We start from the raw sequence: 13130 nt of genomic DNA on the forward strand, positions 1-13130 counted from the left end.
TAATTGGGCTAATGATTGATTTGTCAAGGCTAACAGTAGCATTTGCTATTATAACCTACTTATATATGCCCCTTGTTGTTTGTTAATACAAGGGAATTAGTAGCAGTATAAAGGTTTGAATTTAAAATACTTATTTAATTGTTTGCCTATCGGTTAGGCGTTTGAAATAATAGCCGCCAGTAAACACGCCAGAGAAGTGTTTTTCCTATTGCCTTATGTTTTATATTACCGCTGAGATGAAGAAATTATATGATCGAATTTAAAGACGTTGGTGTTCGCCGTGATGGTCGTGAGTTGTTTGCAGGGGCAAGCTTCCAGCTACATCCGGGCCACAAAGTTGGCTTAACGGGCAATAACGGGACCGGAAAATCGACCTTATTTGCCTTGTTATTGACACGAATGGGTACCGGCGATACCGAAGTGACCCTTGATAGGGGTGAAGTGAGTATCCCTGATAGCTGGCACGTAGCGCACATGGCGCAGGAAGTTGGCGCGACCACACAGACGGCGATTGATTATGTGCTAAGCGGTGATGAGCAGTGGTACGAGATTAATGCTACTTTGAATGACTTAAGCAGTGTCAGTGATGAGCAGATTGGTGTGCTGCATCAGCAGTTTGATGAGATTGATGGCTATCGTACGCCAACCAAAGCCGCGCAAATTATGGCGGGTCTTGGTTTTAATACCAACCAGCACGAACTACCAGTAGAAGGGTTTTCAGGGGGTTGGCGTATGCGCTTAAACCTTGCTAAGACCTTGATGAGCCGCGCTGACTTGATGCTACTCGATGAACCAACCAACCATTTGGATTTGGATGCTATCTTGTGGCTTGAGACGTGGATTAATGCTTTTACTGGTTTGGTCATCGTGATTTCGCATGATCAAACGTTCTTAGATAACACCGTTGGTCATATCTTGCACGTTGAGCAACAAAAAATCACCCTTTATACCGGTAACTATCAGCAGTTTATTCGAACCCGTCATGAGCGTATGGCGCAGCAGCAGCAAGCGTTTGAGAAGCAAGAAGCGACCAAAGCACATTTGGATGACTTTATTCGTCGTTTCCGTGCTAAAGCCAGTAAAGCAAAGCAAGCGCAGAGCCGTATCAAGCAGCTTGAGCGCATGGCAGAGCTGTCGCCGATGATGGCAGACAACCCGTTCTCGTTTCGCTTTTATGAGCCGGCTAATATGAGCTCGCCATTGATTGAGTTGACCGATGCGGATATTGGTTATAGCGACACGCCACTTCTTTATAATGCAAACGTACAAGTTACCCCTGATACTCGTATTGGGCTGCTTGGAATGAATGGCGCTGGTAAGTCGACCTTGATTAAAGCCTTGGTCGGTGAGCTTGGCGTATTAAAGGGCAGCTATAACGTTTCTGATACGCTAAAGCTTGGCTACTTTAACCAGCATCAAATGGATATCCTTGATCCGAAGGCAACGCCGATAGAGATGTTGCGTCGTTTGGCAGGCAAAACGTCTGATGCGATGTTACGCTCGTTTTTGGGTAGCTTTGATTTCCGTGGCGACCGTATCGATACCATAAGCGAGCTATTTTCTGGTGGTGAGCGTGCGCGCTTAACATTGGCTTTGATTGTTTGGCAACGTCCGAACGTGCTGGTACTCGATGAACCAACCAACCATTTAGACCTACAAATGCGTCAGGCGTTGACGATTGCTTTGCAAGGTTTTGAAGGGGCAGTGGTACTAGTCTCGCATGACCGCGAGTTGATTGCCAATGTCTGTGATGAGCTATTTTTGGTACATGATGGTCAAATCGATGAGTTCGATGGTGACATCAGTGATTATGGTAAATGGCTTGCTGAAAAACGTAAACAAGAAAATTCGCAAGACAAAAATACCAGTAAGAAGAAAAGCAAAAAAGAGAGTAAGAAGTTTGTTTCACGTGAAACAGATGCCAATTCAGTAGGTAGCCAAGCAAGCAAGCAAGTGGGTAAAGATGCGCAGCGCAAGCTGGCCGCTGAACAACGCAAATTAACCGCGCCTATTCGCCGTGATATTGAAAATACAGAAAAGACCTTGGCAACAATTGATGGAAAGCTGCTGGTGTTAGAAGAAAAGCTGGCGAATACGGATCTTTATGAAGAAAGTCGTAAGGCTGATTTGATGGTATTGCTGAATGAGCAAACCGTGCTACAGCAACAACATAGTCAACATGAAGAAAAATTGCTACTGGCAATGACAACCTTGGAAGAAATGGAAGCCAATATCGGCTAATACCGTGAGGTTTTTATCAATTGGTTTTTAATCGAAACCAAGCGATAAAACTCAGTCATTAAAAAAGGGAAGGCTTACGCCTTCCCTTTTTTTACTTTATTGCCTTACTCTCTACGATATCGACCATCACCATAAGATAGGATTTCCATCGTAGTAGTACAAAGCTGACAGTTTATTTGACCAGCAGCAGCTTTAGATAAATCAAGGATGCGACCTCGTATAAAAGGCCCTCTATCTGTAATTTTCACAATCACACTCTGCTTTGTCTTTTTGTTGGTCACTTGTACCTTCGTACCAAACGGCAGCGTTCTATGTGCGGCTGTCAGGGAGTTCATATTGAAGATACTACCACTTGCCGTACGCTTACCGTGGAACTTGCTACCGTAGTAGCTGGTATTGCCGGCGAAAGCAGTGGCGCTCAATAGTATTGATAAAGTGATGACTAAAGACTTGATTAAATAAGACATTTAAAACCTTTTGGCTATTGAAGAAATAGACAGATACTCTTGCCTATGTTATGCATACTCCCTATGAGTACAAATAATATAAAACATCATACAAGAAATAACTTTTCACATTCTTACAGCTCTGTAAAAAAACTCTTTAGGTCAAAAATGCTGTTTTAACAGTAAGTTATGATATATATACCTATTTTGCTATATTTAGATTGCTGTTAATATAAACAATTTATTGGTCGATTCTCTCATTATAAAATCAGTTGAAAGTAAAAATCCTTCATAGTAAACAGTATGTTTCAAAGAAAAATATCCCTTGCATACTACTATCTGCCTAGCAGAGACGATAATAATGTATAGCAAGTGCACGGTATCGCTTTTAAGTTGAATCCCCTATATTGGTAATATTTCTACAATGGTATTTGGTTTTTTTAGCGCTATCATTATAAGTAGACTAGGGTCACAATCTGTTATATCGCCAACCTAATTTCGATTACTAGCGTTTACAATTGGCATTTCATTATTATTAATAGATCTTATTTTGAGGAACATAACATGGCAGAAAAAAACTACTATGACATTTTAGGGGTCAACAAAGACGCCTCAGACGCCGATATTAAAAAAAGATATCGTAAGCTCGTCCGTCAATATCATCCAGATGTCAGCGATGCGCCAGATGCCGATAATAAGATTGCTGAGATTAATAATGCTTATGAAACCATCAGAGATAAGGACAAGCGTGCTGAATATGATGCGATGCTAAACAATCCTTTTGCTGGTCAAGGTGGCGGTTTTGGCGGGCAAGCAGGTGCTGGTCAGGGTGGCTTCCGTTGGGAAGATATCAAAGATCAGTTTGGGGAAGGTGAGGCTTACGGCGATGGAGGTTTCCGCTTCGATGATATTTTTTCGGCATTTGGACGCGGCGCACGCGGACAAAATAGTGGTCAGTCGCAATATGGCGGCTTTGGCAACCAAGATAGTAAAGGTCAAGATCAACATGCCGAGATTACGGTTGATTTGGCTTCGGTCTATAACGGTGATGACTATAGTATTAAGTTAAATGTTCCGGTGCGTCAGCCAAATGGCAGTGTGGGCTACGATAATAAGACCCTTAAAATTAAAATCCCTAAAGGCATTACGGATGGCAAGCAAATTCGATTAGCTGGACAAGGAGCGGCTGGCAGCGGTAATGGTAAAAATGGTGATTTATTTTTAAAGGTTAAAATCAGTCATGCTTCAAATATCCGTATCGAAGGCGCAGATATTTACCAAACTGTAAACATCGCCCCATGGGAGGCAGCACTGGGTGAAAAAATTAATGTTAATACGCCAGCGGGCACACTAGGTGTGACAATTCCTAAAAATAGCAAATCAGGCAGCAATTTACGTCTAAAAGGCAAAGGTATTCCTGCTAAAGAAGCAGGCGATTTATACTTAACCCTAAATATTGTCAATCCAGATATCAATAGTGAAGCGGAAATCAACGCTTATGAAGCACTAAAACAAGCCTTCACTGACACAACCATTGAACGATAAACAAATAGATTTATAAAAGCCGTTTAATACCTTAATAGAGATGTAGACGATAACGATAAAATAAAGAAAAACGAGGATAATCGCTATGAAACACTCGCCTGAATTTACCGACATTATCTTGAGCCTAGATGAGCTTGTATCTGCCTGTGGGCAAGAGCGCCAATGGGTCATCGAATTGCTTGAAGAAAATATTATCGAATATGATGTACCAGAGCGTCAGCAATTTACCGGTTATCAGTTGACAACCGTACGCCGTGCCTCGCGACTCAGCCGCGACTTTGAAGCCAGCGTGCCGGCGATTGGTTTGATACTGGAGTTACTAGATGAGGTTGAGCAGCTGCGCCAATTAAAGCGCCAGCTTGATATGCAGATGCCGGTGATTGAAGTAGACGTCGAGCATTTAAAATAGCCAACGTCTTATCATTACCCATAAAAAAGGGTCTCTAAATGAGACCCTTTATACTATTAAAAATACCGCTTTAAAAATGACGGTTTTTCATTAAAACCAACGTCAATAACTAACAAATAACAACTAACAACTAACGCGCATATTTTGGATCAGCGGCAGCGGTAAATAAGACGTCTGTTGATGAGTTTAAGGCAGTTTCAGCGGAATCTTGTACCACCCCGATGATAAAGCCAATTGCCACCACTTGCATGGCGATGTCGTTTGGAATACTAAATAAGCTCGCAGCTAATGGAATTAAAAGTAGAGAACCACCAGCCACACCAGAAGCGCCGCAAGCACTAATCGTTGCGACCAAACTTAGTAGTAGCGCTGAGGCAAAGCTTACTTCGATACCAAGTGTATGCGCGGCTGCTAGCGTTAAGACGTTAATGGTAATCGCCGCACCCGCCATATTGATGGTTGCACCTAGCGGAATGGTGACTGAATAAGTGTCTTCGTGTAGACCCAATTTACGCGCAAGGTTCATATTAACCGGAATATTGGCGGCTGATGAACGGGTAAAAAACGCGGTAATCCCCGATTCACGCAGACAAGTAAATACCAGTGGGAAAGGGTTTTTACCCGTCTTAACTAAGACGATAATAGGGTTGACTACTAGCGCAATAAACAACATACAACCGACCAGTACCATCAAGATGCGCGCATAACCTGCTAGGGCGGCAAAGCCTGTCTCAGCGACGGTATTGGCAACCAAGCCTAAAATACCAAATGGCGCTAGCGCAATGACCCATTTGACCACTTGCGAGATGGCATCAGAAAAATCACTGACCACGGCTCGCGCGGTATCGCTGGCTTGACGTAGGGCAAAACCAATGATGATTGCCCACGCTAAAATACCAATATAATTGGCATCAGCGATAGCCTGCACAGGGTTGGCAACCAAATTCATCAGCAAGTTGGTGAGTACTTCTTGCAGGTTAGCAGGGGGTACTTGCTCAATGTTGGCATTGACCAATATTAGCTCGGTAGGGAATAAAAAGCTTGCGCCAACGGCGGTCAGTGCTGCCAAAAAAGTGCCAAACATATACATAATCAACACCGGCTTGACATACACTTCATTGCCACTGCGATGTTGGCTAATCGCTGCCATGACCAAAATAAAGACCAATATCGGCGCGACTGCTTTTAGCGCGCCGACAAATAGCGTCCCTAATAGGCCCAGCGCAACACCGATATTTGGTGCCAGCCAGCCAATCAAAACGCCTAATATTAAACCGATAATAATAAGCGGCACCAGCCCTATACGCTGGTACATCGCAATCAATGAACGCATCTATACACCCTCGACTTTGTCAATAAATATAAAATTTATAATAGAACGGAAAAGTAATCGAAGGATGGTAGCATTTTTTTAAGATAAACGCCTACCTTTAACCCATGTCTACCTAAACACATAAGGTGAAGTAAAAGTGCGCAATGTGAAAAAATAGAAGTGTTTTTTAGGACGAGAAATAAAGGGATTTTATAGCTAAACCTTAAAATGGGTCAGCTCGTAGCCCAATTGTTGATAGGCTTTGTATTTATGCCGACCTTCTTGCGTACTCTCAGGGTCAGGTTTTATCAGCTCAAGCACCCGAGTAGGCTGGGCATTATTGGTCGCTGCCATAAAACGATTGACAGGATGGATGGTGGTATTTAGGACAATACCTTTAAAATCCGCTGGCATATAACTGCTAAGTAAAACAGGGGCTAATGCCTCGTTATTCTCTTGCACAGATTTGCTAGCATCTTTAGGCTCAGAAATAGTAGCGTGCAAAAGTCGCTGATGCGGTATAAAGCTTGCGGCATCATATGACCATAGCGCCTCATCAAGTGTCGATAGCAATTCATCATCTTTATCAATGAGAATCAACAGCGACTGAGCGCTTTTATTCAGCGCGGTTTGGGTCAATTGACAAATAAAGCCCAAGATATCTTGGGCTTTACTCTCACTTAAAATATAAAAACTGATATTCATAAATTCATTTTCATAAATTGGTATTTTACCAATAGATTATTGATAGCGGATTAGGCATTGTTTGCGCTGTTTTTGAGGTATTGCATAAATAGCGGAACAGGGCGACCAGTTGCTGCTTTGTCTTTACCTGAATTCCATGCCGTACCAGCGATATCCAAATGCGCCCATGCTTGACCTTCTTCAACGAAGCGCGATAAGAAGCAAGCGGCTGTGATAGCCCCGCCACCTTTACCACCGATGTTTTGCATATCAGCGATAGGCGAGTCAAGCTGCGCTTGATACTCATCATCTAACGGCATATGCCAGATTAAATCGCCCGACAAATGACTGGCGTTTTCTAATTCAAACAACACGTCTTCGTCATTACTAAATACCGCTGAGCGCACATGACCTAAGGCAACCACACAAGCGCCGGTCAACGTTGCCACATCGATAATGGCTTTTGGATTATAGCGCTGTACGTAGCATAATGTATCGGCCAATACCAAACGACCTTCGGCATCGGTATTTAAGATTTCAACCGATTTGCCATTCATGGCTTTGACAATATCGCCTGGGCGCGTGGCATCCCCTGATGGCATGTTTTCTGCACAAGCAAGCGCACCAACGACGTTGATCGGGAGACGCGCTTCACATAAAGCTTTAATCGTACCAAGTACCGATGCTGAACCGCCCATATCAAATTTCATCTCATCCATCGCCGCACCGGGTTTGATTGAGATACCGCCTGAATCAAAGGTCACGCCCTTACCGACTAAGACGATAGGCGCATCATCATTGACAGTTTTTACATCGCTGTTTTTGTCAGATTTTTTACTAGCAGCTTTGGTCGGTAATTTATCCGCCAAGGCTTTTAGACCGCCTGTTACTTTTGCACCACTATTGGCGATTTTGCTAGCGCCGACTTTAGCGCTAAAGTTAGATTTACCGCGGTACTCTAACAATACCAATTTGCCTTCTTTGGCTGAGCCTTGGGCAACCGCTAAGAAGCAGTTCATACCCAGCGCTGACATCTCATCTTCACCCAAGACGGTGACTTTTAATAAGTCAGGATAAGCTTTAGCAAGCGCTTCGGCTTGTTCGGCCATGTAAGCAGGGAAACAGATATTGCCCGGCTCATTGGCGACGTCACGGGTTAAGCTTTGACCAGCGAATACCGCTTGGGCAAATGTTAACGCAGCTTCTAATGACTCGTCAGCCAATAAATAGATGTCGGTTAAAACAGGCGTGCTTTGTTCAGATTTGTATTTATCAAAACGGTAGCTTGCTGCCAATAAATTAAGGGCAAACTGGCTGAAATGATTTTCTTCTAAAGCATCACCTAAAGCAACGGTGATAGAGTCAACACGTTTTTGCGTGCTTTGATAGATGGTATTGGCGATTTTTTGCAATACGCTGTGACCAAGCTTATCAAGATTACCCACACCAACGAGTAATAGCTGTACTGGATTTTCTTTCGTGGTTTTCTTGTCGCCAGCGAGCGCATAATCAGCGACGGTTTCGCAGGCTTTACCATTAAAATGTGATACTTCCATCAATTGCGCAATACGGCTTTGATAATCGCTCAATACCGACTCTGCTAAGATGTTTTTCTTATCATCGATTAAGACGACGAGGCAAGCGGCATCTTTGCTTTTGGCTTCTTTTTTAAGAATTTTTTGTGTATGGGTTTTCGGTAAACTTTGCGTTAATTTAATATTCATATATTGTTATCCTTATTAGATGAATGCATTTTTTTAAAAGCGTGAATACAGTAAGGTGTCAAATTTAAAAAGATATCAAATTTTACCTGCTAACGCATTTGAGTCGATAGTGTATTCTAACTGCTACTTATCTTAAATAGCACACCTATCAAGCAAGCATAGTAGTGTAGCATATCGGCATACAGTACGCAGTTAGCAAGGGTTAGGTAATGTTTCTGGAGCTATTTCTTGCATTATTCTAGGGTCTGTCGTTAGCTGTTAGTCAACTTATCAGTCGCTACTAGAGCGGCAAATCTATCTTGAAGTGCAGCCATCGCACTGTCATGCACAGTACTAGCCGTTATGACTTGTCCTGCAACACTAGGCAGATCGCGCGTGGCACAAGCATCATGGCAAACAAAATTTTCAAAACCCAAATCAAAGGCTGCTCTGACGCTTGAGCTGACGCACATATGGCTCATAAAGCCTGCAAAAATAATTTGTTGCTTACCAGCCGATTTTATTAGCGCTTGCAGCTCGGTATCATAAAATGCATTAGGGTGCATTTTAACAATGGTTTTTTCGTCATTAATGGGCTGCAGGCTATTAATAATATCTACTTTTGATGATAATGGATTGAAAATTTTGTCATTATCCTGCCCGTGATGAGTAACATGAAATATCGGGATAGCTTCGCTTCTAGCTCTATCGAGTAGCAGGCACGCGTTCGCAGTAGCTTTACTACCGGCATCACCTAACGGCATCGCGCCGTCAACATATTCATTCTGAAAATCAATCATGACGATAGCGCAATTTGACCAATCAATCTCATTAAATTGACCACCAGCTAATCCAAGTAAAGTAGAGGGAATAGACATTTTATGCTCCGTTAATTAGTAAACGATATAAGTGTAGATGCTAAATCTTAAATAATTTTGAATGTTAACTAACGTTAAATACTAACAACTAATGCTGATAGTATTCAGTACGTGATACGTACAGTACACAAATTCAGTTAGAAAGCATGTATGAGAGACTTACTCGTGATGTCTGAGTTAAAGCGCTTATATCTTATATAATGCGATTAGGTTTTAAATAACGCAGTTACGTCCCTATTTAACCCTGTTGATGAGTGAGTAATAAATGCGTTATTGATAACGGCTAGGTAATGTTTCCAAACACATTTCCACGCTATTTTTTCTAGAAATATGCTAGCATTAGCGGTTATGCCTATCGTCTCTGGTCAAGCTTAACTGTCCTTATCAATACAGTCGCGATGAACCGCACGAACGCCAACTTCTACAACCGCTAAGAGTGCCTACTGTGATATTACGCCGCTATATGACCCAACAAGTTGCCTCAACGACCGCATTAGTCTTGGGGTTTTTAGTGGTGATGATGCTGGGCGGACGTTTGATACGCTATTTTGGTATCGCAGCTGAAGGTAATTTAGACATCGGTTTGCTGTTTACCATCATTGGTTATAACCTACCGTATTTCTTAGAGCTTATCCTACCATTAGCGTTTTTTATTGCGTTAATGCTGGTATTTGGGCGCCTGTATGTTGACCAAGAAATGGCGGTGATTAATGCCAGTGGCGTGTCGCGCGGTCGGCTTGGGCGCTTGATGACGCCATTGATTTTGGCATTGTTTGTGGGTGAGGCAGCATTATCCATCGTTGGTAAGCCATGGGGCGTGCGTTCATCTGAGAATGTCTGGCAACAGCAAGCGTTGACCAGTGCCTTTGACTTAATTCGCCCCAATCAATTTATCAGCAGTGGCAATTATCATCTGTATGTGGGCAGTTTAAGTGATGATAAAAAACAATTACAAGATGTGATATTGATTCAGTCTGAGCCTGAAAAAAAGGGCAGTGGGGCTAAAAATAATACTGCTAAAAATAGTACCATGGATCTTGAAAATAACATCGATGTCGAAACTGCCGAACAGCTTAATATTCCAGAATTGCCCACAGCGCTTGCCAATAATAATATTAGCAAAGACACGATTACGCTTGCCAAACGTGCTGAACAAGTAGATACGGGCAATAGTGGCGTGACCCAATTGGATTTGTTCCAAGGTCGCCGTTATGAAGTCGGGGCTGGTAGCTTGAAATACAATCAAGTAGGTTTTGATCGCTATCGTATTACCTTGACGGAGTCGTCGAAAGAAGTCATCACTGAAGACAATATCGAGACGCAAGCGATTGGACCGTTATGGCAGGCGGCAACAGGCAATGCGCAAGTGGGCAGTAATAATGCCATGCGTGCGGCCCAAGGCGAGCTTGGTTATCGTTTATCGTTACCATGGCTGATGATTATTGCGCCGATGCTCGCCGTACCACTGGCGCAAGTTCGTCCACGTCAAGGTCGTTGGTTACGCCTATTTCCCTCTATTTTACTGTTTGTCAGCTGCGCACTCGGTATCATCTCACTCAAAAATGCTGTCGGTAAAGGCAGTGTAAGCGTGTGGGCTTATGCATGGCTCATCTTAGGGTTTATGGCATTGGCACTGTATATGAATTGGGGTAGCCGCGTGCAGCACCGATTGCGCTTTCGCAAGCCAGAAAATGAGCTTTTGACGGTTACCGACAATCAAAATAGTAGCTCACAAGGAGGGCAATCCTAATGAGTGCTCTATTCTCTAAATCATCGAAGCCGAATTCGCCAAATGCTCAATCGCTACTTAGCCCAAAACCGACTAACCTCAAAGTGCTTAGCCGCTATGTGAAACTAAATGCCTTGCTAGCGATTATCGCGGCGGTCATAGGGCTATGGGCATTACAGCTGGTATTCTCTTATTTATCTGAGCTTGATTCGCTAGATGATAGCTATACGATGGGAGAGGCAATCAGATATATCTTTTATCGCTCGCCTTATTTTTTAGAACAATTTATCCCAACAGGGGCATTATTGGGTGCGGTCGTTGGTTTGGGCTTGCTGGCCAATAACAGTGAACTGGTCGTCATGCGAGCTGCTGGTATTAGCGTTTATCGAATCGTCAGTTGGGTATTGCAGCCAGCTATGATTTTTGTAGTATTAGCATTATTCATTAACCAGTTTGTGTTGCCGTATTCCAATCAATTGGCAAATGAGATTAATAGTGAGGATAACAGCTCGCTAGTGACTTCAGTACGTGGTTACTGGACAGTGCAACCACGCTTTGAGAATACAAAAGACGGCAGTGCTAAGCCGGGTGGTAGTGATATCTTGTATATCGATTATGCTGATGTCAAAGGGAATATCGGTCAGGTAAAGCGTTGGCACTTAGATAATAACGGCAACTTGCAAACTGCCATTCATGCTGAAGGTGGTAAATATATCGGGCGCGAGGCGCTTGCTACCGCTAGCAGCAAACCGAGCGAGCAATATCGTTATGAGTGGCAGCTGAACAATATGACCAAGCTGATGATTAATCAAGGCTTTGAAAGTAGCCAAGCCATATCGCCCACAGACACATTGAGTTTACCGTTTGCCCCTGAGTCTGTGTATTTGCTCACGCGTCAAGCCGAAGATTTATCTCTTACGCAACTTTATGAGCATCGTCAATTTATGCGTCAGCAAGGCACTCGCTCTTTAAGTCATGAGCTGGCGTTTTGGCAAAAGCTATTATCACCCTTGTCTATCTTGTCATTAGTGATTGTCGCCTGCTCGTTTGTCTTTGGCTCATTGCGTACGCACAGTCTCGGCTTGCGTATCGTCGTGGCATTATTATTTGGGCTGCTATTTAGTTATGTGCAGGATTTGGTCGGTTTTGTTTCACTAGCAACGGGCTTTTCGCCGCTACTGATGGTGATATTACCGATTATTGCCAGTGCATTGTTGGGTGGATATTTACTGAAACGGCAGATGTAACTCTCAAAATGAGGTAAATCTAAAAGTTTAGCCATATGATTTAGCGTGCTTTTTATTTGTCTGATTCTAGGATTTAATCTTTGGTTGCCATGGTAATCGTATAAGTCTTGCCCTGTTTTACCTTTTCGCTATTACCAAAGACTTCGGTAAATGAGCGTTTCATAAATTGACGTAAGCCATTAATCGTCACCACGTAAAAGCGTCCACCTTTACGCATACGCGCATGAGCATCTAGGAAATAAAGGTAATGCTGCTCTTTGCCTACTTTGGCTGGTAAGTTTGACATCACAAGGCTAAAGTCTTTGTCTTTTGCCACGTGATTAAAGCCATTTGATAAATGTACATCGACATTTTTTAGACCATTCTTTTCACAATTAAGGCGTGCATATTCTACTGCCATAAAGTCTTTATCAATCAAAGTATGCTGACCATTAGGACATTCGCGCGCTGCTGCCATACCCAGAACGCCGTAGCCACAGCCCAAATCTATCGAGTCATCATCCGCCTGAAAATCCACATAATCAAGTAACATCAAGCTACCGTCATCGAGCTTTTGTGGTGAAAAAATACCCCACGTGGTCGCAAAATCAAACGGCTTGCCGAGTACGTCTTCGCGAAAATTAATATCTTCGCGCCAGTATTTTGCTTTTTCTAATAGATCGCTAGGTGGTCTATGGCTCATGGAATTCTCGGATTATAGATAAGTAAAAGGTGGTGCATTGCTCAAATGAACAGGGTGCACATTATGATGAGTATTGTAACGATAAAAGGGAAGATTTGCAGCTACGTATTAGTGGAAATTGTGATGGGCACTAAAGGAGGGGTATTTGACAGGAACGATTGTCAGATTTATGTCAGGTTGAAGTTACCCGTTTACGCATTTATATCGTAAATGCTATAGCATCCTTATTGAAGCTATGGAATACTAATAAAGCT

At 42.9% G+C, this 13130-nt stretch carries 11 protein-coding genes; 5 read left to right on the plus strand and 6 right to left on the minus strand.

Annotated elements, in window-relative coordinates; translation table 11 throughout:
- Positions 1 to 249: 249 nt before the first annotated feature.
- The gene (locus JMX89_RS00225) at positions 250 to 2241 is read left to right on the plus strand and encodes an ATP-binding cassette domain-containing protein (RefSeq protein WP_201530601.1); all 1992 of its coding nucleotides are present in this window, start codon (positions 250 to 252) and stop codon (positions 2239 to 2241) included.
- 104 nt (positions 2242 to 2345) lie between these two features.
- Here the strand turns inward: JMX89_RS00225 and JMX89_RS00230 are convergent, their stop codons facing one another.
- Positions 2346 to 2708 carry a septal ring lytic transglycosylase RlpA family protein gene (locus JMX89_RS00230; protein WP_011512421.1) on the minus strand — a complete coding sequence of 121 codons (363 nt, stop codon included), beginning with the start codon at positions 2706 to 2708 and terminating at the stop codon, positions 2346 to 2348.
- Positions 2709 to 3251: 543 nt separating this feature from the next.
- Here JMX89_RS00230 and JMX89_RS00235 point away from each other — a divergent pair.
- Both JMX89_RS00235 and JMX89_RS00240 read left to right on the plus strand, forming a co-directional pair.
- Entirely contained in the window at positions 3252 to 4232 is a 981-nt protein-coding gene (locus JMX89_RS00235; RefSeq protein WP_201530600.1) for a DnaJ C-terminal domain-containing protein, read from the plus strand.
- Between the two features lie 85 nt (positions 4233 to 4317).
- On the plus strand, positions 4318 to 4641 hold the full coding sequence (locus tag JMX89_RS00240) for a chaperone modulator CbpM (RefSeq protein WP_144297316.1): 324 nt from the start codon (positions 4318 to 4320) through the stop codon (positions 4639 to 4641).
- A gap of 130 nt (positions 4642 to 4771) precedes the next feature.
- Here the strand turns inward: JMX89_RS00240 and sstT are convergent, their stop codons facing one another.
- The 4 genes from sstT to JMX89_RS00260 form a co-directional block, all read right to left on the minus strand.
- The gene (gene sstT / locus JMX89_RS00245) at positions 4772 to 5974 is read right to left on the minus strand and encodes a serine/threonine transporter SstT (protein ID WP_068407337.1); all 1203 of its coding nucleotides are present in this window, start codon (positions 5972 to 5974) and stop codon (positions 4772 to 4774) included.
- Between the two features lie 195 nt (positions 5975 to 6169).
- Positions 6170 to 6658 carry a DNA polymerase III subunit chi gene (locus tag JMX89_RS00250; RefSeq protein ID WP_201550436.1) on the minus strand — a complete coding sequence of 163 codons (489 nt, stop codon included), beginning with the start codon at positions 6656 to 6658 and terminating at the stop codon, positions 6170 to 6172.
- A gap of 50 nt (positions 6659 to 6708) precedes the next feature.
- Positions 6709 to 8361 carry a leucyl aminopeptidase gene (locus JMX89_RS00255; RefSeq protein WP_201550438.1) on the minus strand — a complete coding sequence of 551 codons (1653 nt, stop codon included), beginning with the start codon at positions 8359 to 8361 and terminating at the stop codon, positions 6709 to 6711.
- A gap of 251 nt (positions 8362 to 8612) precedes the next feature.
- The gene (locus tag JMX89_RS00260) at positions 8613 to 9218 is read right to left on the minus strand and encodes a cysteine hydrolase family protein (RefSeq protein WP_201530597.1); all 606 of its coding nucleotides are present in this window, start codon (positions 9216 to 9218) and stop codon (positions 8613 to 8615) included.
- A gap of 463 nt (positions 9219 to 9681) precedes the next feature.
- On the opposite strand from JMX89_RS00260, the gene JMX89_RS00265 reads away from it, so the two are divergent.
- Together JMX89_RS00265 and lptG are read left to right on the plus strand one after the other, a co-directional pair.
- Complete coding sequence (locus JMX89_RS00265) at positions 9682 to 10968, plus strand: LPS export ABC transporter permease LptF (protein WP_201530596.1); 1287 nt, start codon at positions 9682 to 9684, stop codon at positions 10966 to 10968.
- Entirely contained in the window at positions 10968 to 12194 is a 1227-nt protein-coding gene (lptG, locus tag JMX89_RS00270) for an LPS export ABC transporter permease LptG (protein ID WP_201550440.1), read from the plus strand. Before JMX89_RS00265 ends, lptG begins: the two co-directional genes overlap by 1 nt.
- A 73-nt stretch (positions 12195 to 12267) precedes the next feature.
- On the opposite strand, the gene JMX89_RS00275 is transcribed toward lptG, so the two are convergent.
- Positions 12268 to 12876 (minus strand): class I SAM-dependent methyltransferase, encoded by a 609-nt coding sequence (locus JMX89_RS00275; protein WP_020442451.1) that lies wholly within the window; start codon positions 12874 to 12876, stop codon positions 12268 to 12270.
- Positions 12877 to 13130 lie beyond the last annotated feature (254 nt).

Origin of the sequence: Psychrobacter sp. DD43, from assembly GCF_904846555.1 — a bacterium.
Classification (GTDB): domain Bacteria; phylum Pseudomonadota; class Gammaproteobacteria; order Pseudomonadales; family Moraxellaceae; genus Psychrobacter; species Psychrobacter cryohalolentis.